Raw genomic sequence first — 20,424 nt, forward strand, 5'->3', positions numbered from 1 at the left:
AAGCCCCCAACAGCAGAAGCTATTTCTCAGCCTTGATCTTTTCGGCCGCTTCGAGCACTTCTTCAATACCGCCCTTGAGGTAAAAGCACTGCTCAGGAATATCATCTAGCTCCCCAGAAAGAATCTGGTTGAAGGCTTTGATGTTGTCTTCTAGAGAAACGTACTTACCAGGGGCACCGGTAAACACCTCAGCCACGAAGAAGGGCTGGGAGAGGAAGCGCTCGATCTTGCGGGCGCGGGCTACCACCAGACGGTCATCTTCGGAGAGTTCATCCAGACCGAGAATGGCGATGATGTCCTGTAGCTCTTTGTAGCGCTGCAGGGTCGACTGCACTGCACGAGCCGTTCTGTAGTGCTCTTCGCCCACAACGCTGGGCTGCAGCATGGTGGAAGCAGAGTCTAGGGGATCCACAGCCGGGTAGATGCCCTTAGAGGCCAAGGCCCGAGACAGTACGGTGGTGGCGTCAAGGTGGGCAAAGGTGGTCGCTGGCGCAGGGTCAGTGAGGTCATCCGCCGGCACGTACACGGCCTGGATAGAGGTGATGGAACCCTCTAGGGTTGAGGTAATCCGCTCCTGCAGGTCACCCATGTCAGTGCCTAGGGTGGGCTGATAGCCCACAGCGGAGGGCATGCGGCCCAGCAGTGCAGATACTTCGGAACCAGCCTGTACAAACCGGAAGATGTTGTCGATGAACAGCAGCACGTCCTGCTTGTTGACGTCGCGGAAGTACTCAGCCATTGTCAGGGCCGACAGCGCTACCCGCATGCGCGCCCCGGGGGGTTCGTTCATCTGGCCGTAGACCAGGGCTACCTTAGACTTGCCTAAGTCATCGGCGTTAATAACGCCGGACTCGATGAATTCGTTGTAGAGGTCGTTGCCTTCGCGAGTGCGCTCGCCGACACCGCCAAACACAGATACACCACCGTGCTCTTTAGCGATGTTGTTGATCAGTTCTTGAATCAATACGGTTTTGCCAACGCCCGCACCGCCAAACAGTCCCACTTTGCCGCCGCGACGGTAGGGAGCCAGCAGGTCAATTACCTTAATGCCGGTCTCAAACACCGTGGGCTGAGTCTCTAGCTCGGTGAACTTAGGAGCAGAGCGGTGAATAGGGGAAGTGGTGTCAACATTGACAGGCCCTTTTTCATCTACGGGCTCACCCAGCACGTTGAAAATTCGGCCCAGGGTAGCAGCGCCTACGGGCACGCTAATGGGAAGGCCAGTATCGACAACTTTCATGCCCCGCACTAGACCGTCGGTGGTGCTCATCGAAACGGCCCGCACCTGGGAATCGCCCAGGAGCTGCTGCACTTCGCAGGTGACGGCAACTTCGTTGCCAGCGGGGTTTGTGCCCTGAATTTTGAGAGCGTTGTAGATCTTTGGCATTTCACCAGCCGTAAACTTAATGTCTACAACTGGGCCAATAACTTGAGTAATGTAGCCAACGTTGGTTTGTTCTGCTGTGGTGACCATGCTTGCGCCTATTCCGTATGATCAGCTGTTTCGGTCGCTTTTAATTTACTGTTACATTTTAAAGCGCCATCATTCAGAGTATCACTAGAGCGTTACCGCCTACGACGATCGCGCCGACTTTATCTGAACCTCGGTTTGCTAGGGTGGAGGCATTCCTAGGTTTCGATAGTTGGTATAGCGCTGCGCCTTAACCAAACCATTAGGTTGCATCGCTAAAATGCCCGGACAACACAATTGGGGGGTTAAGGAAAGCCATGGCTAAAGCGAAGGTGGCCGACCAGAGCGCTGATTTGAGTGCCCCGCAGTACTACATCAACCGCGAGATCAGCTGGCTGGGGTTTAATGAGCGGGTGCTTCACGAGGCCCTTGACCCTCGCACTCCGCTGCTAGAGCGGCTGAAGCTTTTGGCGATCTACAGCGACAATCTGGACGAGTTTTTTATGGTGCGCATCTCGGGCGTGATGGATCAGGCTGAGGCGGGCGTGCATCCGGCGACGCCTGACAAGCTGACGCCGATTAAGCAGCTGGAGATCATGCGATCGCACTTAATTGAAAAGATCGCGCTACAGCAGCAAACCTTTGAGCACGAGCTGCGCCCAGCTCTGACCAAGCACGGGGTTTACCTGCAAAACTATCGCGACCTTACCAAAGAGCAGCTCTTCTTTCTAAAGGACTACTTTGAGAAGCGGATCTTTCCGGTGCTGACGCCGCTCAGCGTTGATCCGTCCCACCCGTTTCCGCGAATGTCGAACCTGAGCTTAAACCTGGCGGTCAAGGTGGCCGACCCCGAGACTGGGGTTGAGCGCTTTGCTCGCGTTAAAGTGCCCAGCAACCTGCCTCGCTTTGTGGGCATGCCCGAGCCGCTGTGCACCTACAAAGGCAAACCCTGCGTCTGGATTGGAGTGCCCCTGGAGCAGGTGATTGCCGAAAATCTGGGCTATCTGTTTCCGGGCATGACAATTGTCAGCCATCACTTGTTTAGAATTACCCGTGACGCTGACTTTCCGGTGCTGGAGGATGAAGCCGATGACCTACTGCTGGCTATTGCAAAAGAAATCAGCAAGCGGCGACTGGAGGGGTTTATCTGCCGCGTTGAGGTCGAGAGCGCTATGCCCGCTGATTTAAAGGAAGGGTTAATGCGTGAGCTGGGGGTAGGCAGCGATCGCATCTATGAGATTGATGGCCTATTGAATCTGAGAGATCTATTCTTTTTTCTATCGCTGCCCCTGCCGGAGCTTAAAGATAAACCCTGGACGCGTCTAGTTCCCCCACGGCTCAAGCCAGTGATGATGCTCGACGACGAGGGCAACCGCAACTATTCTGAGCATCCGCCCAATTTCTTCGCCGCCCTGCGAGATGGCGATATTTTGGTGCACCACCCCTACGAGTCGTTTCGAGCCTCGGTGCAGGAGTTTATTACCCAGGCGGCCGTCGACCCCAAGGTGCTGACCATCAAAATAACGCTCTACCGCACATCCGGTGACTCACCCATTATCAAAGCGCTGATCACAGCGGCAGAAAATCGCAAGCAGGTGGTGGCCTTGGTCGAACTCAAGGCCCGCTTTGATGAGGCCAACAATATTGAGTGGGCTAAAAAGCTTGAAGATGCCGGAGTGCACGTGGTCTACGGCATTGTGGGGCTTAAAACCCACACTAAAACCACCCTGGTAGTGCGCGAAGAGGGCGACAACATTCGCCGCTATGTGCATATCGGCACCGGCAACTACAACTCCAAAACGTCGAGGCTCTACACTGACCTCAGTTTGTTTAGCGGTCAGGAGGAGCTGGGTGCTGACCTCAGCGATCTGTTTAACTTTCTCACTGGCTACTCGCGCCAGAAGGCTTACCGCAAGCTGCTGGTGGCACCGCTGACGCTGCGCGATCGCATGGAAGCCCTGATTCGTCGCGAGATCGACCATGCCCAGAGCAGTGGCCAGGGCAAAATTGTTGCCAAGATGAATTCCCTAGTCGATGGTCGCATTATTCGGTTGCTCTATGAAGCGTCCCAGGCGGGGGTCGAAGTTGACTTGATTGTGCGCGGCATCTGCTGTCTGCGGCCCGGTATGCCCGGTGTTAGCGAGAACATCCGCGTGATTAGCGTCATCGGTCGATTCTTAGAGCACTCCCGCATTTTCTGCTTCCACAACAGTGGACGGCCCGAATACTACATCGGCAGCGCCGACTGGATGACTCGCAACCTCGATCGCCGAGTGGAGGCGGTTGTGCCGATTGAAGACCCGAAGTTAATCAAGGAGCTGCAAAACATTCTCGATATTTTGCAGGCTGACAACCGCCAGGCTTGGGAGATGGCGGCTGACGGTACGTATACTCAGCGCCGCCCCCTCGATGATGAGGAGGAGCGCGGCACCCACGCCATGCTCATGGCCTATGCCCTAAAGCGCGACAGCACCCTGTAGGAGTTGGGCCGCATCCTAGGGAAATCGGACCGTAGATGCGATTGGCAGTTTGTCTTGAGGCTACTGCTTGAGTTGGAGCGATTGGATTCGAACCTGATTTAGGGAAAAGATGCGATCGCCCCTCCGTCCTCCAAGCTGCTTCTCCATCAAAAATCCCCTCTACTTTCTCAATGAAAAGGCAGAGGGGATTTTTGTCAGCGCAGTTTAGCTGGCCAGGGAAAAGTTTGACTCATCCCCAGGCAAGGCCAATTAGCCTCTGGCACCAGCGCCAGCTCGGCGGGGGGCGCTAGGGCTGCTGCCGCCACTGCGGCGACGGGGCCGCTGGCGACGAGGGCTAGCCGGAGCCGCCGCCGCTCTAACCCTCGTCGTATCAGAGGAAAAGGACGGCTCGTAACCAGGCACTATGTCTTGGGTGATGGTCTGCTTGAGCATGCGCTCAATGCTGATCAGGAGGGGTAGCTCATCATCGCTGATTAGCGACACGGCGCGGCCCTCGTTGCCAGCTCGACCGGTGCGGCCGATGCGGTGCACGTAGTCTTCGGGCACGTTGGGCATCTCAAAGTTGACCACATAGGGCAGCTGATCGATATCGATACCACGGGAGGCCACGTCGGTCGCTACCAGTACGCGCACCCGACCCTGTTTGAAATCTTTCAGGGCACGGGCGCGTGCCGCCTGGGTCTTGTTGCCGTGAATAGCGGCGGTTTTCAGGCCGTCTTTAGCCAGCTGCTCAGCCAGGCGATTGGCGCCGTGCTTGGTGCGGGTAAACACCAACACCTGCTGCCAGTTGTGGAAACCAATGATGTGGGAAAGCAGTTCCCGCTTGCGGTGGCGATCGACGGGATGCACGACCTGCTCTACTCGCTCGGCAGTGGTGTTGCGGGGGGCAACTTCAATCTGCACCGGCGACTTCAGCAGGGTGTGAGCCAGCTGTTGAATGGGCTTGGAGAAGGTGGCCGAGAACATCAGAGTCTGGCGCTCTTCGGGCAGACGACCCATGATTTTGCGAATATCGTGGATGAAGCCCATATCGAGCATGCGATCGCATTCATCCAGCACCAAAATCTCCACTGCACTGAGGTCAATGGTGCCCTGGCTGACGTGGTCAAGCAGACGGCCTGGGGTGGCGATCAAAATATCAACTCCCTGGCGCAGCTGGCGAATTTGACCGCCAAAGCTAACACCACCGTAGATCATGGCTGCTCTAAAGGGCAGGTGCTTACCGTAGGTCGTGACGCTGTCGCCCACCTGGGCGGCCAGCTCACGGGTAGGAGTGAGAATTAACGCCCGGGGTAGGCGTCGCCCTGTGCTCTTGTTTTCTGCTAACCGCTGCAACATAGGCAGAGTGAAGCCTGCGGTTTTGCCCGTACCCGTCTGGGCGCTGGCTAGAATGTCTTGCCCGTCTAAAATCGCGGGGATCGCCTTTAACTGAATCGGCGTGGGTTCTGTGTAACCCTGATCGGCAACCGCGCGCAGTAGACCGGCCGCAAGACCGAGTTGCTCAAATGTCATTTAGTTCTTTGCTCCGAATGGTGCCCCTATCCCAAATCAACTACCTGGGCCCAGTCATAAGAGCAGTGAATTTAATCAAAAGAACGGCTGCTAAGCAAATTCTGTTGGCCAGCGCAGACCGGATGGCTGGACGAAGCTACATCCTAGCAGATAAGTCGAAAGATTGACGCTAGGCAGGCAAACGCCCTACACCGCCAGCTTTTGCAAAGCTCTGATGAGGTGTCAGGGACAGTGGCACCACCAGCTTTAGAGCAGATTTCATCTTTAGAAAGAATTTTTGGCCTAATCCGACCAGAAAGTTGCTTTCGCCAACTTTGAAGTCTCCGTAAATTCACTGATGGAGAGCACTGTTAGCCAGTACTGTGAATACGCTAGGGATAGGTGTACCTCCATGCCTTGGGAACGTGGCGCTAGCCATTTTCTAACTGAGTATTCAACGTTTTGATCACTGCCTGAGTCGTCACCGCAGATGTATGTTGAACTCCCTATCCCGTAAGCCACTATGCCTAAAACTTTTTTGTATGCCAGCGCCTCGTCGGAGCATGAAGCTACGTCTTCTTCGGGAGGCGATCGCCCCAAAGGGTCAGCCTCCGACCATCGCGACAAGGTTCGCATTCTCGTCGTTGGCCGCCCCACCGCCGTAAACCGAGTAATTTTGGAAATGAGCCACGTGGGGTTCTCTGACTCAATTGAGTGGAGCAAAGCCATCCCCACCGATCGCCAGCAGGAGTCGATGCGGGTACTGACTCGCTACGTGTTTGCCGACTCATAACGCTTAGAGCAGGTCGGAGTTGACTGCCGCTTGCCCCATAGTTTCTATTTTTAGAAGCTCAAGGGCAACGGTCTAAACAAACTTCACCCCGCCACAGCGGTTGTCAGGCCTGAAATTGCTGCCACAGCAAAACGGAGAACCGTCATAGACAGTTCTCCGTAGCTTATGCAAGTCGCAACTAAAAGTGACTTCCCTTCAAACGCATTGGGCTTAGCCGGTCAAGAGGCCCAGTCTGGTGTAACTATTGAGGCTGACTATCTTGAGTTACCGGTTGATTGGACTCAGCCTCAGGCTGGGCTTGGCCTTCGGGAGCAGCGCTAGGAACCTCTGGAGCAGCGTTAGGAGCCGGTGCGACAGGGTTGTTTAGCTCGACGTTAATTTCGGGGGGCTCAACGGTAGGAGCGGGAGCGCTAGGAGCAGGGGCGGTAGGAACGGGCACAGCTTCCTGGGTGCGCTCAATGGTGCGCTCGATGATGGTGGTCTCGTTGGTGGGTTCTGGGGTCTGAGTCTCCGGGGCTGGAGCCGCAGGGACGGGGATGATGCTGCCGTCGTTGGCGTCGCTGTAGACGTAGGCAACCGCACCGACTACAGCGGCAACAGCGGCTAGTACTATACCGAGAATGAGACCTGTAGAGATGCCGTTGTCGGCCCGTAGCCTGGCATTTTCTTCGTAAATTCTGGCTTCTTCGGCCCGGCGGCGCTCCTGCTCTAGCTGCTCGGTCGACTTGCCACTCACGTAGCCGTCACGGTAGGCGATTTCATCTTGGGTTACTGGTCGAGCATTAATCGAGGTGTCAAAATCTCGGTTACGAGGATTGGTATTGCGAGTAGACATAATAGTATTGGCCTCTTTAGTAGACGATTTAGATAGGTGTTCTTATCTGTAGATGTCCCTTTTAACTGTGCCAAATGTAACAATGGCCGCAGCGCATCACCCTCTACCCAAGTGATGAGCTAGGGGGAATAGATAGCTGCTCGGAGCATCTACCTTGAGAAAGACAGGCTTCAGGCAAACAAGGGGGTTGTAGCGGCTGGGTTAGCGATCGCCCTTGAGGTTGCCCTGGGAAACGTTGTAGAGCTGGTAGCGCTCTTCGATCAGGCGATCGACATCCGCTGTAGCCAATCGCTTGACGTAGTTGAGCTTAAATTCTTCGAGAAAATCTACTACTAGAGCTTCGATCTCCTCAACATTCTCGTTTTCTTTAAGCTGAGCTTTGAAGGTTTCGCCCAGCTTCTGCACGAGTGCCTGGGTGATATTGCTACCCGACTTGTCTTCTAACGATCCTTTCACAGCGTCGTAGAGGTTGGCCGAGAGCTGCGAAACCACCTGCTCGGCCATCTGGTCGGGCAGATTGCCAATGCCTGGCAATTGGCGAAACCCTTGGTAGCCGGGGGTGCGATCGAAGGCTTGGGTAACGGTGTGCTTGAGCAGGGCGTCGACCTCGGGCTTGACCTGGGGCAGCACGTTGTAGACCGTTAGGGCGGCCAGTCGTTGCGAAATTACCTCTAGCTCATTGACGCCGCCGACCTCGATGTAGCGTCGGGAACTAGGTTCTAAAAGGGCTTTAGAGATGCTGCCATCGCGCACCAGCGACTGCATCTGATCAATAATGCGCAGCACTACCATTTCGGTGATTTCGACGGCGACCTGGCTGATGATAAAGCGGCTGATGCGGCTTTGAATGGGCTCTAAATTGATGAGATTGGACTGGTTAATGCGAATGGTGACTGGAATCAGGCGCGCTAGGGCCAGCCAGGGCAATTGCAGGGCGCTGAACGGAATAATCAGCAGCATGTCGAACCAGCGCCACAGGACAGCATCGCGCCAGGTGAAGTTTTTGTAGCGGCGATCGAGGTAGATGCTGCGAGCCAACAGCTCTAGGCCAAACAGCAGATTGAACCAAATGTCGATGCGCCAAAACAGGTTTACAAAACCACCGTGGACGGCAATGCGCCGGAAAAAATTGGTTTCGACCCAAGGCTGCACGTCGCTTCTGAAAAAAGCCATCTCGGCAGAAAAACCAGCTTCGCTGAGGTGGTCAACGCTCCAAAACTCGGTCATGGATTCGGTAGCGGACTCTAACCCAATGCGATCGCGCATTTCGTTCTTAATCTGCTCCAGATTGCCGGAGCGATTGGCAGTCTGAAACGGATTCTCAGAGATCATGGCAGCGCTCTGCTGTTGCAAATCGCTCAGAATTGACTGTGCCTGAGTTGAGGTCAGCCCAGTTTGGGCCACCTGTTCTTCCAGCCTGTCAACGGTGTCGAGGTAGTTGGCGGTAAAGCGGTGAGGCTCAATGCCTTTAAAGGTTTCGCCATACCAGGTCGTCAAACCTGGTAGCAATCGCAGGTATAGATCGCGCAGGGGAATGTAGCTCAGATCGCCGATCACCAATGCCAGGTTGAGCAGTGCAATCATCGCCATAATCCGCTCAAACCAGCGTCTCCTCAGACGACGGGCATCGTATTTAGAAAACTCGCGGCGGTTAGCCGATCGGCGGGGGCGAGATAGGGCAGCCATAGCACCAGGCTTAAACGCATTCCTCTGCAACAATGCCTGGTATTCGCCCGTTTGTCACCACTCAAGGTTTGAGCGGCTCAGATTCGCTACCATCATAATTAATATATGTTTACAAGCTGATTCCCTAAGCCGCCATGACCGCCGCCACCTTTGCCCCTCAGCCCCTCAATAATCCTCCTAGCACCTACTGGACTTGGCGTGACCAAGCCATTCACTACGTGGTGGCCGGAGAAGCTCACAGCGACCGCCCTCCCCTGTTACTGGTGCATGGTTTTGGTGCGTCTACCGACCACTGGCGCAAGAATATTCAAGGGCTACAGGCCGACTTTCAGGTGTGGGCGATCGATCTGCTAGGGTTTGGGCGATCGGCGAAGCCCGACTGGCAGTACAGCGGCGACCTGTGGCAGGCGCAGCTCCACGATTTCATTACCGAGGTGATCGGCCGTCCGGTGGTGCTAGCGGGCAATTCCCTTGGCGGATATGCCTCCCTATGTGTGGCAGCAAACCATCCCGAGTCAGCCGCTGGACTGGTGCTATTGAACAGCGCTGGGCCCTTTTCTTCCCCCGCTCAAACCCCTCCCCCAGCGCCCAACCCGATCGCAAAACTGATTCAATCGCTGATGCTACAGCCGCTGCCGAGCTGGCTGCTGTTTCAGTATGTGCGCCAACCCGCTATCATCCGCCGCACCCTGCAACAGGTCTACCTCGACAAATCGGTGATTACCGACCAGCTGGTCGAGGATATTCGCCGTCCCGCCCTCGACCCCGGTGCCCCTAGGGTGTTTGCCTCGGTTTTTAAGTCTCGCCAGGGCGAAAACGTGGACGTGCTGCTGCAAAAGCTCACCTGCCCCCTGCTCATGCTCTGGGGCGAAGGCGACCCCTGGATGGATTGCCGCCAGAAGGGGATGCAGTTTCGTGAACACTACCCCACGTTGACGGAACACTACCTACAGGCGGGTCACTGCCCCCACGACGAGGTTCCTGACCAGGTGAATAGCCTGCTGCGAGAATGGGTGTTAAAGACGGTGATTGAGGGAGCGTGAAGCCATGTTTGTGCTTGCGTTTATCCCCAGGGCAGGACGGAAATTTGCCACTCGTTGAGCAGGGTCAGGATGTAGTGGCGCCACTGGGGCTGGCCTTGGGACTAGGTGCAGTCAAAAGACAGCCGGTCAACTATTACGGAATCCAAACCCGCGCTTTGGGCAGTGTCTCCCGCTTCCCCTAAACTGGGGCTTATCCTCCCCAGCCATTCACCCCATGTCTCCCCTTCCCCGCCATCGCCCCCGTCGGCTATCTCTAGGACCCTTAGAGGCCGAGATTCTGGCTATTATCTGGGCTAAAAATGGAGCCACCGTCAAAGACATCCACGACCACATTCTGGCTGACCCCGATCGCGACTTGACCCAGGCTTCGGTGACGACGGTGCTTCAACGCTTAGCTAAGAAAGGCTGGCTGCGGCGCGAGGCCGTGCAGCCAGAAAAACCCCGTCGTGCTTTCCGTTGGCAGCCCATAGTCTCGCAGCAAGAGGCTGAGCTGCTGACTGCCCATCAGCAGCTTCAAAGCTTTTTGGCGGTGGGTAGTCCCGATCTAGTAGCCGCCTTTGCCGATAGCCTAGATGTTGCTGAGCTGGACAAGATAGACGCGATCGCCGCCCGCCTACGCGCCCTGCGCCATACCCAAATCCAGGGGGAGGATGCGTAATGCACAGCAGTCTACTAGTGCTCACGATTGTGGTGGCCACGGTCTGGCGGTGGCGGTGGCGACCGTGTGATGGGGCTTGGCCGGTCCGCTGGGAGTCCGCCCTCAGTGCCTTTTGTCTGCCGCCGCTGATGATTGTGCTGGCTGCCGTGGCGGTGCTTTCCATGGGCCATCATGGCACCATGATCGGACAAGCGGTCAGTCCGGTGGGGTGCTGGGTTAGCCTCGGGATCTTGTTCTTTGCCGCTGGCGTTCTAGCTTATGCGCTGGGCCAGGCGGTGCGCACTGCCTGGGGGCTGCGCCAATACGCCGTGGTCTCGCTTCCCCAGGGAGCACAGGCTCGCTGTTTGCCCATCGACCTACCGTTGGCGGCTCAGGTGGGGCTGTGGCGATCGTCGTTGCTGGTCAGCCGGGGCTGGTTAGAGCAGCTGACAGCGAGCGAACAGCAGGCCATGCTGGCCCACGAACAGGCCCATGCTGACCACCGTGATCCGTTCTGGTTTTTCTGGCTGGGTGTTGTGCGGCGCTTCACCAGCTGGCTACCCAACACCGAAGCGCTGTGGGAAGAACTGCTGTTGCTGCGAGAGCTGCGCGCTGATCGCCAGGCTGCCAACACCAGTGACCCCCTTGTGCTGGCAGAGCTGCTAGTGAAACTTGCTCGACAGATGGCCCTGACAACCCATTCACAGTTTTCAGAGCACTGGCTTGAGACCGGAGTGGGCTTCAATCAGGCTTTGTCGCTCACACGCCTGGAGCAGCGGGTCAACGCTCTAGTTGCACCAGACACCGAGGTAAAAATTTCTGAACAACGTCAGGTCAGACTGACCTGGCTGATGGTTGCGATGCTGCCCTTGGCAGTCACTTGGCTGCACACGTAAGCTCATTCCTCGTAGGGAGCCAGCTGAGTTTGTAAAGTGGGCAGGTCTTCTTTAACAAAAACGGCCATGCGGCCTAGATAGGCAGTGCCGGCGCGATCGTAGGCAATTTCCTGCCAGTAGGCAAAGCGCTCTCCCTGCCGCACTTCACCCCGCAGTACTAGGTTGGGATTGTCTGTAGAATTGGTCCTGCTGCCTCGAGCCGGGTAGCGTAGCAGCACCGTTGCTTGGCGATAGTCGTTGAAAATCTCCTGCCCGTAGATAGCCCGCAACGACTCATCGAGCCGATCGACGGTAATAGGGTTGGCGTGGTCGGACAGACTAAAGCGCTCAGAGCGAATCTGGCGAGGGTCTTGATTGGGCGATACGCCACTGATCGGAAACACAGACGCCTGGAAGGTGAACCGCTGCCCAGGGGCAACCAGGCGATTGATCGCTAAGCGATCGCTGGGGGCAGGCTTGAGGGTAGGGTTGTTGCGAATCCACGACTCGGTTAGGTTCACCGTTTGCCCTGGCAATGCCCAGCCGGGATAGGCGGTGAGGACGAGGGCAGCGAGAGCTAGAGATCCGCTCTTTAGGGCGATCGCCGAAGACCCGATTTTCGGAGCGATCGCACCCCCAAGACTACGTTTAAACCGCATCATCTATCCTGCCTCCCAAGGAACCCGTGCCCGATGATAACAACTCTGGAATAGAACGAATCAACAGAAATGCCCCGGAGGAAAATTCCCCCGGGGCACTTGGCTATCGCTGAGAGCTTAGTATTCGGGAACTGAGGCGTCTACCTCTTTACTCCAGGCGGTGATACCGCCTTTCACATTGGTGCCCTCAATGCCGTGCTGCTTGAGAATACCTAGGGCTTTAGCCGATCGCCCACCCATTTTGCAGTGCACAATCAGGCGATGGCCGTTGACCAAGTTCTTGACCTGATCAACCCCGTCGCCATTCTCGATGTCGGGCAGCGGCACCAGCACCGAGCCAGGAATGCGGGCAATTTCGTACTCGTTGGGGTTGCGCACGTCGAGCAGCACCACGTCGTCGGCCCCGCTGTCGAGCACCTGCTTCAGCTCAGTGACGGTCATTTCCGAGATTTCAGCCAACTCTTTCTCTGCCTCCATACGCGCCTGGGGAATACCGCAGAACTCGTCGTAGTCAATTAACTTTTCGATCACGGGGCGTACGGGATTGGGCCGCAGCTTCAGCTCTCTAAAGGTCATCTCGAGGGCATTGTAGAGCAGCAGGCGACCGCTGAGGGTATTGCCCGTGCCCAAGATTACCTTGATGGTTTCGTTGGCCTGAATAACGCCAATGATGCCGGGCAGCACGCCCAGCACGCCACCCTCGGCACAGGAGGGCACCAGCCCCGGCGGTGGCGGTTCGGGATAGAGGTCCCGATAGTTGGGACCATCCTGGTAGTTAAAGACTGTGGCTTGGCCCTCAAAGCGAAAGATGGAGCCGTAGACGTTGGGCTTGCCCAGCAGCACGCAGGCGTCGTTAACTAAGTAGCGGGTCGGGAAGTTATCGGTGCCGTCAACCACCACATCGTAGGGCTCAAAAATGCCCAGGGCATTCTCGGCGCTGAGACGGGTTTCGTAGAGGTCAACCTGGCAGTGGGGATTGATTTCAAGAATGCGGCTTTTGGCTGACTCAATTTTTGGTTTGCCCACCCACGACTCGCTGTGGATCACCTGGCGGTGAAGGTTCGACTGATCGACGGTGTCAAAGTCGACAATGCCGATCCGGCCAATGCCAGCGGCGGCTAAATACAGCAGCAGGGGTGAACCCAAGCCTCCGGTGCCCACGCAGAGCACGCTGGCGGCCTTGAGCTTCTTCTGCCCATCGAGACCCACCTCCGGCAGAATGATGTGGCGGGAGTAGCGCTCGTACTCCTCTTTAGTGAGCTGAATGTCGTCCAGGTTTGGGTTGAGCATGGCCTCGGCAGAGAAACTGTGGCGGTAAAAACAAAAAACGGTCTGGGGCACGACCGTTTTTTACATCATCTAAGCTTAGGACAAGAATGAGGCTTTGTTGGCAGATGATCCAATCATTTTCACAGCCTCGGGCTCGAACTGGCTTTGGTCATTGAGCTGCCAGCTTTTGAAGTCGGCAACTTGTCCTGCCATTACCGACACAATGATGTAGGAATAGACGGGCCAGGCGAGGGTGCGATCGCACTCCGACGGCACCGCTACATGGTCGGGGTGCGAGTGAAATACGCCAATAACCTCTAGCTCTCGCTCCTGCGCCGATCGCTGTACTGCCAACATATCGGCGGGGTCGATCCAGTAGCGATCGCTCAGACTATGGGCCTCGTCGCCTGAGGGATCGGTATAGTCCAGTAGCGACGGCTCCCAGGCGTTATCCAAAGCGACAACCTCAACCACAGTGCGGGCGGCCTCGCCGGGTTGAGCTTCCCCAGAACCACGCCGGCCCACTAGCAGCCCACAGCATTCCTTGGGGTAGCCAGCAACAGCCGCCTCGACTATGGCTTGGTAGCAGTCGGTATCAAGGTAAAGATCAGCCATAGCAAAAAGATAGTCGCTAACGTTGCCCCTTCCTATTCTTCAACTGCTTCCGGAGTCTCAACTGTTCCCAACGTATCGTCGGCTGGGGTGTCCAGGTTGCTGACAGCCCGCTCTAGGCGAGCCAAGGCGCGGTTGTATTCGAGCACTGCAGTCACCAAGTTGCCCTGGGCTTCAGTCAGATCTCGAATGGCATTGATCACCTCGAGCTGCGTACCTACCCCGGCATTAAACCGCAGGTTGGCCAGCTCCAGCGCTTCCTCAGCCTGGTTGACGGCCACCGAGGCCGTGTCAATATTCGACTGGTTAGACACTAAGGTGTAGTAAGCCTCTTCCACCTGCACCCGAATGTCGTTGCGGGCGCTCTCAAACTCCGACTCATCGGTTTCAATGTCGATTTCGCTCTGGTCGGCTCTGGCTCGGGCAGCCCCACCGTCAAACAATCGCCAGTTGAACTGTGCCCCTAGCGAAAACCCATCGTCAATGCTGGATGATGCCCCTGACGATGAGCTCAACAGGCTCTGGACTCCATACTGGGCAAACACGCCCAGATTAGGGCGAACCGCTGCCAGGCTGGCCTGACGCTGAGCATCGTTGAACTCTCGCTCGACCAAAAATTGCTCTAGCTCTGACCGATTCTGGAAGGCCAGCACAATGCTTTCCTCCAGCGAGAGCGGCCAGGCCCCGGCAATGTTGACGGCCAGGGTCGTCAGATCGATCGAGGGCTGAATGTTGAGCCGTCGGGCCAGCTGTCGCTGGGAAATTTGTCGCTGGCTGGTGGCCTGGGTGAGGGTTTGGCGCGCGTTAGCCACCTGCACCTCAGCCTGCAATACGTCGAACCGGGTGCCAACGCCGACTTCTTCGCGCAGCTGAGTATCGCGCAGGTTGCGCTCGGCAGCCTCTAAAAAGGCCTGGTTGATGCGAATTTGCTCGATCGCTTCCTGCACAGCGTAATAGTCGGTGGTGGTGTTGAGCCGCAAATCTTCACGGGTTTGCTCCACCTGCAGCTCAGAGACTCGCACCTGGCGTTCTGCCGCGCGAATGCGGGCCGATCGCTCACCCGACAGGCCCAAATCATAGTCAGTTCTGAGGGTGCTGCCAGCAGTGGTGCTGGTGGAGTCGAACGTTCCCCCCGAGCCCGATGAGGACTGGTTGCTGGTTTGCAGATCGGCACCCAAATCTACTGTGGGCAGCCGCGTCGCTTGCTGAACCCTCAAACCTGCCTGGTCGCGCTCCAGCCGCAGCTGCGCAACGCGGAGTTCTTCGCTGTTGCGGTAGGCCAGCTCGATGGCCGTTTCTAAGGACAGCGGCTGGGTACCCAAAATTTCTACCTCCTCGGGCTGGGTGGGCACCAGCAGGGGATTAGGGTTAGGAGTCAGGTAGTCGGGTGGGGTCTCAAAACCCTGATCGGTGGGACGATCGGATTGGGGTATCAGGGGGCCAGTCTGCGCCGTGGAGGAGGGAGTAGTGGCCCCGTCAGCCTCCAAAGGCACAGCCTCTTCGCCGGGCTCCAACCGTGGTGCGCCTGCTGCGGGGGCAGGCACATCCTCAATAACGGTTGGGGTTGCCTCTAGGGCTTCGGTCTCGGCCTGGGTAATGCTGATTCCCGAACTATCGTCGAGTAAGGGACGAGGCTCAGGGTTGGCTAACCCCGCAGCGGACCAGCTGGATAGCGTAATGCCTAGGCTTAGCGGTATAAGGCAACGGCAATAAGAGTAAAGCATAGACACCATGGGCTATCACTACCTAAATTGAGTCACCAACGGGAAAAACGAAAATATCTGCCACAGTTTTTTAGCATATCGGCACTAACCAAAGTTAGACCCGCCAAAACCCAATCTATCCTCCCATAGAGACCAAACTATCTCGATAGGAGGAAGGATCACCCACAGAATTTTCAGTCACCAGCTTAGCAAACTAAACGGTTTAGTACAATTACGACGGTGTCCAATAGCCAGCGGCGGGCTGTAAATCAGCGAAGCTGTGGTCGGGCAGATCGCCGCAGCAGGCCTGCACTAAAGCATCGGTGTCGTCTATAGGAATGACTGGGCAGCCAAGGCGCTGGCTGATCTCAGCTACGCTGAGGTCGTCCAAAAACAGAGTGTCTTGGGCTTGGCCCGAATCGCTGGGCTTAAGCATAACCGTCGGCAGCAGGAGGGCGTCGCCTAGAGAGCCATGCCGGCGTGCAGGCTCGTCCCGCATCGGTGGTTGAATGGTAGGTAAATCGTGCAGCCCCAGCAGCAGATCGTGGCCGGTCAGCAGCCCTGTTACCGTCATCTCTCGCCCCCAGTAGTCGCTGGCTAAGGCGGCCAGACGAACCGTCAAGCCTTGGACTTTGTTGAGGCGATCGACGATGGGCTGGAAGGCATGCTCTACCGCATTGCCCACTACCCAGGTCAACGTGCGCGGTGAGCTGACGGCCTCTGGCAAGTAGTCGTCAGCCGACTGCTGAAACTCTTTGAGAAACTGACGAATCGACCCCACCCCGTTGCCCAGTTGAGGATAGTCTTCGTAGTGGCTTTCGTCGGGCACCTCTTGCTGAGCAATCAAAAACCACTCGTCGGCCAGCCAGACAAAATTGGTGCCAAACCGCCGCTGGCAGTCCTGCTGGAAGGCTTGCACCTGGGCGATCGCCTGCTGGGCCTGGGCCTGAGTCACCGGCGTTAGCTCATCGTCGGAGGGGCGAAACCGGGTGAGACCCACGGGAACCACAGCCACTGACGCTACCGCAGGCACTTCGCCCTCGTGAAACCGGGCCAAATCCCGCAGGGTGGTAGCTAAGTGATCGCCATCGTTGATGCCGGGACAGACCACCACCTGAGCGTGAATCTGCAATCGCTGGTCGCGAAACCAGGCCAGCTGATCGAGAATTTGGCCAGCCCGAGGATTTTTGAGCAGGCGCGATCGCACCTCCGCCTCTGTGGCATGCACCGACACATACAGGGGCGATAGCCTCATTTGGGCAATGCGCTCCCACTCCTGGGGCAGTAGGTTGGTGAGGGTCAGGTAGCTGCCGTAGAGAAAGCTGAGACGATAGTCGTCATCTTTGAGGTAGAGTGTGCCGCGCTTGCCGGGGGGCTGCTGATCGATAAAGCAAAAGGGGCAGGCGTTGTTGCACTGCATCAATCCGTCAAAGAGGGCCGTGTCAAACTCCAGGCCCAGATCGTCATCGATCTCTTTTTCGATATCGATGTGGTGGGTCTTGCCCCGGGTGTCTAGCACTTCTAAGGTCAGGTCTTCGTCAGCGCAGAGAAAGCGATAGTCGATCAAGTCGCGAGGTTTCTGACCATTGATGGCCACCAGGGCATCGCCGGGCTCAAAACCAATCTCGTCTGCAATGGAGTCGGGCAGCACGCGGGTAATGCGAGCGGGGCGAATAGCCGGGGCAGCCATAGCTAAAGAAAGCCTTGGAGAAGCAAAATGTGCCCTCCTATATTAGATGTTTTGCATTTTTCCGGTGGCCAGCGCCAGCAGAATGGCGGCTCCGAAGGCCAGACGGTACCACACAAACACCCAGGTGCTGTGCTGCTTTAGAAAGCGAATCAGCCAAAAAATTGCCAGATAAGACGACACCACCGCCGCCACGATGCCGCCGATCAGCGGTGCCGGTCCAGCGGCACCAAACCCAGTTTCTAAAAAACCTTCTAGCTCTACTAGCCCCGACAGGGTAATGGCGGGTACCCCAAGCAAAAAGGAGAACCGCGCCGCTGTCGATCGCTCTAACCCCATAAACAGACCGGCGGTTAGGGTAGACCCCGATCGCGACACGCCGGGAATCAGCGCTAGAGCCTGGGCAAAGCCCATGATCACGCCATCTTTTAAGGTGAGTGCCTCAAAAGTGCGTTTGTGGTGGCCAACAATCTCGGCGGCGGCCAGGGCTAGGGCCATCACAATAGAAACTATGGCGATGGTGGAGGCACTGCGCAAAGGCGAATTGTCAAAATCTGGGATGAAGGCTTTGATTAGGAGCCCACCCACCACGATGGGAATTGTGCCCAGCAAAATACCCAACCCCAGGCGAAATTCTGGAGAATCAAACTGTTGGGTCACAGTGGCCTTGACCATGCCCATCGTCACCTGGCGGAGGTCATCCCAAAAGTAGTAAAGAATGGCGGCAATGCTGCCCAGCTGAATGACTGCAGTAAACGCCACCCCTGGGTCTCCCCAGCCCAACACCACGGGCACCATCTTGACGTGGGCCGTGCTGCTGATGGGTAAAAATTCCGTTAGCCCCTGCACAATGCCAATCACAATGGCTTGGAACAGGTTCATCGTCTCCGTGGTAGGTGTGGTCGCGCCGCTGCCCGCCTGGGCTACCGTAGCCACTAGACCAAGGAACACACTATTCATAAGGGGTAACCATAGTAATGGATATAGCTTTGCAAGCCTAAGGCACCTGCTAAAGGTGACAGGGAAGCCTAGGCGGTCTCTACCATGGCGAGGTCATTGACCACAGGGATGAGCTCTGCATTGCTCTGCCCCCTCCCTAGGATACTTCCCTAAAATCTTAAAATAAGTACACTAATTCCATGGGCAGCTGCCTAATTTCGGGTGGTCTCCATCAAGTATCTTTACGTTGACTATTCTATGGAGCGGACAGAGTATCCGGTATTAAGGTATTTATTCTTCGTTCAGATTTAACCCCTGCTTGGGTTAAGTATGAATTTGGGGGCAGCCTTAATCTGAAGACAATCTTAATACTGGTCTGATCTTTGCCCTAGCTCCCCTATCCCCCCCAGGGGCATGTTATGTTAACAATGATTAATTAAACACTCAGAATTACGTTGAGTCTACATTGAGCCTTTCCTACAGTTCTGCTTCAAACAAAGAGACTTTACCGTGGCTGGCCCTAGTTCAGGGCTGGGTAGCACGGTCAGGTCTTCAAATTAAGGTCTTTGGGGCAGCGCTGGGCCTGGTAATTTTGCCGGTGTTTGTGCAGGCCCCCTTGGTGCGCTACTTCCCTTGGGTGAGCCTGGCAATTACCCCACTGTGGCTGGTGCTGGGAGCGTGGCTCATGCAGCGCCCTCGTTGGAGTCTTTGGGGTGATTTGATCGTCGGCTTTGGCTGGATTTGGCTAACGGGCTCCCTGTACTGGGGCTGGTTTCGATGGGATCCGGTTGTTCATCTACCCATTGAGGCCCTGGGTTTGCCGATCGCCCTGGTTTGTCTGTGTCAAGGCTGGGGCCGGGTAGGCAGTTATTTCTTCTTGGGGTCTCTGTTGGGCACGGCAGTTACAGACCTCTATATCAACTGGATGCATTTGTTCCCTACCTGGCGGCAGCTGATGCTGACGAGCCCTGATGCGGCTCCCCTAGTGCTGCGAGCGGCTAGCGCTGCCCTGCAAACGGATGTGGCAGCTTGCCGAGCCGTGATTTTGGTACTGTTTTTGCTGGTGGCGACGGCGATTGCCCTTAGCACCTCGCGTCAGCTTGCCTGGTGGGCCTTTGGGGGAGCCGTGTTTAGCACGCTTGTAGTTGATGGATTGTTCTTTTTGACGGCGGCGCTAGCCTAGAGCGAGTACTGGGTTTGCATCTCTGGCATAATAGGGTGAGCTCAGGGATAGTTTGAGGTTGTTTGCTGCGATCGCAGCTTAGGTTTTGGCGCAGTTGCGCTCGATCGTCTTTTTTGTGTGCCTAACTTTACCGTTGTGACTTCATCTGGTCCCTACCTTGCGCTTAAAACAGGCTCCGGCGATCGCCAGCTTTCCTTGGCAGGTGGCAGTTACTGGACAGTAGGGCGTGGCGACGACAATAACTTTGTGCTGCCCGACCGGTGGATATCGCGCAACCACGCCATGCTTCAGGGTGCCGACAGCGGCCGGTTTTATCTAATTGACCTGGGCAGTCGTAACGGCACCTTTGTCAACGGTAGCCGGGTCAGCGTGCCGGTCATTCTCCACGACGGCGATCTGCTTACCTTTGGCCAAACCGAACTGCGGTTTTTCTCCCCTCAGGATGCTGCTGTGGCGATAGAAGCGCCCCTGGGTGAAGCCCACGGCCAGAATGCTACCGCTACGGCCATGCTCCACGTGCGCCAGCTCATTTCGGTCATGGTGGTCGACATTCGCGACTTCACCGTACTGACCCGGCAGATTGACGAAAAAATTCTCTCCGAGGCCATTGGCACCTGGTTTCGCCGCGCTGGAGAAATCATTGGTCAATACGGCAGTTGGGTTGATAAATATATCGGTGATGCCGTGATGACGGTGTGGATTCACGGTCCCGAGGGGGCTGACCAGGCCAGCATGATCAAGATTTTGCAGGCCGTCAGCACCCTGGCCGAAATGACTAGTCAGCTCCACGAGCAGTTTCCGCTGCCGTTTCCCCTGCGCATTGGGGCCGGCATTAACACGGGCTATGCCATGGTCGGCAACACTGGCAGTGGCGATCGCCCCGACTACACCGCCTTGGGCGACACCGTCAACGCAGCCTTTCGCCTAGAGTCTGCGACCAAGCCCCTGGGCCTAGATATCGCCATTGGCGAAACCACCTACAAATACCTGCAAAAGTCCGAGGTAGATGACCCCTGCTTCAAGCACTTCACCGTAGAGATGAAAGGCTACGAGGAGCCCATCACTACCCATGCTGGCACTTTTGTCGATTTGAACAAGTTTTTAGCCGAGTACTCTTGACC

General features: G+C 56.5%; 17 protein-coding genes. 7 read left to right on the forward strand and 10 right to left on the reverse strand.

All coding sequences use genetic code 11. The annotated features are described in order from the left end of the window. Positions 1-19: 19 nt before the first annotated feature. Positions 20-1,474 carry a F0F1 ATP synthase subunit beta gene (gene atpD, locus H6F75_RS03375; RefSeq protein WP_190514988.1) on the reverse strand — a complete coding sequence of 485 codons (1,455 nt, stop codon included), beginning with the start codon at positions 1,472-1,474 and terminating at the stop codon, positions 20-22. Positions 1,475-1,728: 254 nt separating this feature from the next. Here atpD and ppk1 point away from each other — a divergent pair, with 254 nt between their 5' ends. Beyond that, positions 1,729-3,891, forward strand: a complete 2,163-nt coding sequence (ppk1, locus tag H6F75_RS03380; protein ID WP_190749234.1) for a polyphosphate kinase 1 — start codon at positions 1,729-1,731, stop codon at positions 3,889-3,891. 249 nt (positions 3,892-4,140) lie between these two features. Here ppk1 and H6F75_RS03385 read toward each other — a convergent pair whose 3' ends face one another. Continuing rightward, complete coding sequence (locus tag H6F75_RS03385) at positions 4,141-5,403, reverse strand: DEAD/DEAH box helicase (RefSeq protein ID WP_190749236.1); 1,263 nt, start codon at positions 5,401-5,403, stop codon at positions 4,141-4,143. Between the two features lie 502 nt (positions 5,404-5,905). Between H6F75_RS03385 and H6F75_RS03390 the strand changes: the two genes are divergently transcribed. Beyond that, positions 5,906-6,175 carry a hypothetical protein gene (locus tag H6F75_RS03390; RefSeq protein ID WP_190749238.1) on the forward strand — a complete coding sequence of 90 codons (270 nt, stop codon included), beginning with the start codon at positions 5,906-5,908 and terminating at the stop codon, positions 6,173-6,175. Between the two features lie 241 nt (positions 6,176-6,416). Here the strand turns inward: H6F75_RS03390 and H6F75_RS03395 are convergent, their stop codons facing one another. Continuing rightward, entirely contained in the window at positions 6,417-7,010 is a 594-nt protein-coding gene (locus H6F75_RS03395) for a hypothetical protein (protein ID WP_190749240.1), read from the reverse strand. Between the two features lie 201 nt (positions 7,011-7,211). Further along, positions 7,212-8,696: a hypothetical protein gene (locus tag H6F75_RS03400; RefSeq protein ID WP_190749242.1), complete on the reverse strand. Its 1,485-nt coding sequence runs from the start codon at positions 8,694-8,696 to the stop codon at positions 7,212-7,214. Positions 8,697-8,830: 134 nt separating this feature from the next. Between H6F75_RS03400 and H6F75_RS03405 the strand changes: the two genes are divergently transcribed. The 3 genes from H6F75_RS03405 (at position 8,831) to H6F75_RS03415 (ending at position 11,272) form a co-directional block, all read left to right on the forward strand. Next, the gene (locus H6F75_RS03405; protein ID WP_190749244.1) at positions 8,831-9,739 is read left to right on the forward strand and encodes an alpha/beta fold hydrolase; all 909 of its coding nucleotides are present in this window, start codon (positions 8,831-8,833) and stop codon (positions 9,737-9,739) included. 214 nt (positions 9,740-9,953) lie between these two features. Then, positions 9,954-10,397, forward strand: a complete 444-nt coding sequence (locus H6F75_RS03410; protein WP_190749246.1) for a BlaI/MecI/CopY family transcriptional regulator — start codon at positions 9,954-9,956, stop codon at positions 10,395-10,397. Further along, complete coding sequence (locus tag H6F75_RS03415; protein ID WP_190749248.1) at positions 10,397-11,272, forward strand: M56 family metallopeptidase; 876 nt, start codon at positions 10,397-10,399, stop codon at positions 11,270-11,272. The genes H6F75_RS03410 and H6F75_RS03415 overlap by 1 nt, the downstream gene beginning before the upstream one ends. Before the next feature lie 2 nt (positions 11,273-11,274). Here H6F75_RS03415 and H6F75_RS03420 read toward each other — a convergent pair whose 3' ends face one another. The 6 genes from H6F75_RS03420 to H6F75_RS03445 form a co-directional block, all read right to left on the reverse strand. Further along, positions 11,275-11,913: a hypothetical protein gene (locus H6F75_RS03420; protein ID WP_190749250.1), complete on the reverse strand. Its 639-nt coding sequence runs from the start codon at positions 11,911-11,913 to the stop codon at positions 11,275-11,277. Positions 11,914-12,027: 114 nt separating this feature from the next. Next, positions 12,028-13,200 (reverse strand): molybdopterin-synthase adenylyltransferase MoeB, encoded by a 1,173-nt coding sequence (gene moeB, locus H6F75_RS03425; protein WP_190749693.1) that lies wholly within the window; start codon positions 13,198-13,200, stop codon positions 12,028-12,030. 75 nt (positions 13,201-13,275) lie between these two features. Continuing rightward, a complete protein-coding gene (locus H6F75_RS03430; protein WP_190749252.1) occupies positions 13,276-13,794 on the reverse strand; it encodes a M67 family metallopeptidase in 519 nt (172 codons plus the stop codon). Positions 13,795-13,826: 32 nt separating this feature from the next. After that, positions 13,827-15,524 (reverse strand): TolC family protein, encoded by a 1,698-nt coding sequence (locus tag H6F75_RS03435; protein ID WP_190749255.1) that lies wholly within the window; start codon positions 15,522-15,524, stop codon positions 13,827-13,829. A 202-nt stretch (positions 15,525-15,726) separates the two neighbouring features. Next, entirely contained in the window at positions 15,727-17,184 is a 1,458-nt protein-coding gene (locus H6F75_RS03440) for a TIGR03279 family radical SAM protein (protein WP_190749257.1), read from the reverse strand. Positions 17,185-17,226: 42 nt separating this feature from the next. Then, the gene (locus H6F75_RS03445; RefSeq protein ID WP_242019675.1) at positions 17,227-18,063 is read right to left on the reverse strand and encodes an undecaprenyl-diphosphate phosphatase; all 837 of its coding nucleotides are present in this window, start codon (positions 18,061-18,063) and stop codon (positions 17,227-17,229) included. Positions 18,064-18,586: 523 nt separating this feature from the next. On the opposite strand from H6F75_RS03445, the gene H6F75_RS03450 reads away from it, so the two are divergent. After that, positions 18,587-19,303, forward strand: a complete 717-nt coding sequence (locus H6F75_RS03450) for a DUF3120 domain-containing protein (RefSeq protein WP_242019637.1) — start codon at positions 18,587-18,589, stop codon at positions 19,301-19,303. 135 nt (positions 19,304-19,438) lie between these two features. Continuing rightward, positions 19,439-20,422 carry an adenylate/guanylate cyclase domain-containing protein gene (locus H6F75_RS03455; RefSeq protein WP_347710602.1) on the forward strand — a complete coding sequence of 328 codons (984 nt, stop codon included), beginning with the start codon at positions 19,439-19,441 and terminating at the stop codon, positions 20,420-20,422. The last annotated feature ends 2 nt before the right edge of the window (positions 20,423-20,424 follow it).

Source organism: Nodosilinea sp. FACHB-131, from assembly GCF_014695395.1.
In the GTDB taxonomy this organism is placed as follows: Bacteria; Cyanobacteriota; Cyanobacteriia; order Phormidesmidales; family Phormidesmidaceae; genus Nodosilinea.

Excerpts from the sequence above, each read along its gene's own strand:
- H6F75_RS03385 (WP_190749236.1), bottom strand. The coding sequence starts at position 5,403 with ATGACATTTGAGCAACTCGGTCTTGCGGCCGGTCTACTGCGCGCGGTT.
- atpD (WP_190514988.1), bottom strand. The coding sequence starts at position 1,474 with ATGGTCACCACAGCAGAACAAACCAACGTTGGCTACATTACTCAAGTT.
- H6F75_RS03415 (WP_190749248.1), top strand. The coding sequence starts at position 10,397 with ATGCACAGCAGTCTACTAGTGCTCACGATTGTGGTGGCCACGGTCTGG.
- H6F75_RS03440 (WP_190749257.1), bottom strand. The coding sequence starts at position 17,184 with ATGGCTGCCCCGGCTATTCGCCCCGCTCGCATTACCCGCGTGCTGCCC.
- H6F75_RS03410 (WP_190749246.1), top strand. The coding sequence starts at position 9,954 with ATGTCTCCCCTTCCCCGCCATCGCCCCCGTCGGCTATCTCTAGGACCC.
- H6F75_RS03435 (WP_190749255.1), bottom strand. The coding sequence starts at position 15,524 with ATGGTGTCTATGCTTTACTCTTATTGCCGTTGCCTTATACCGCTAAGC.
- H6F75_RS03445 (WP_242019675.1), bottom strand. The coding sequence starts at position 18,063 with ATGAACCTGTTCCAAGCCATTGTGATTGGCATTGTGCAGGGGCTAACG.
- H6F75_RS03390 (WP_190749238.1), top strand. The coding sequence starts at position 5,906 with ATGCCTAAAACTTTTTTGTATGCCAGCGCCTCGTCGGAGCATGAAGCT.
- ppk1 (WP_190749234.1), top strand. The coding sequence starts at position 1,729 with ATGGCTAAAGCGAAGGTGGCCGACCAGAGCGCTGATTTGAGTGCCCCG.
- H6F75_RS03400 (WP_190749242.1), bottom strand. The coding sequence starts at position 8,696 with ATGGCTGCCCTATCTCGCCCCCGCCGATCGGCTAACCGCCGCGAGTTT.
- H6F75_RS03395 (WP_190749240.1), bottom strand. The coding sequence starts at position 7,010 with ATGTCTACTCGCAATACCAATCCTCGTAACCGAGATTTTGACACCTCG.
- moeB (WP_190749693.1), bottom strand. The coding sequence starts at position 13,200 with ATGCTCAACCCAAACCTGGACGACATTCAGCTCACTAAAGAGGAGTAC.
- H6F75_RS03420 (WP_190749250.1), bottom strand. The coding sequence starts at position 11,913 with ATGATGCGGTTTAAACGTAGTCTTGGGGGTGCGATCGCTCCGAAAATC.
- H6F75_RS03405 (WP_190749244.1), top strand. The coding sequence starts at position 8,831 with ATGACCGCCGCCACCTTTGCCCCTCAGCCCCTCAATAATCCTCCTAGC.
- H6F75_RS03430 (WP_190749252.1), bottom strand. The coding sequence starts at position 13,794 with ATGGCTGATCTTTACCTTGATACCGACTGCTACCAAGCCATAGTCGAG.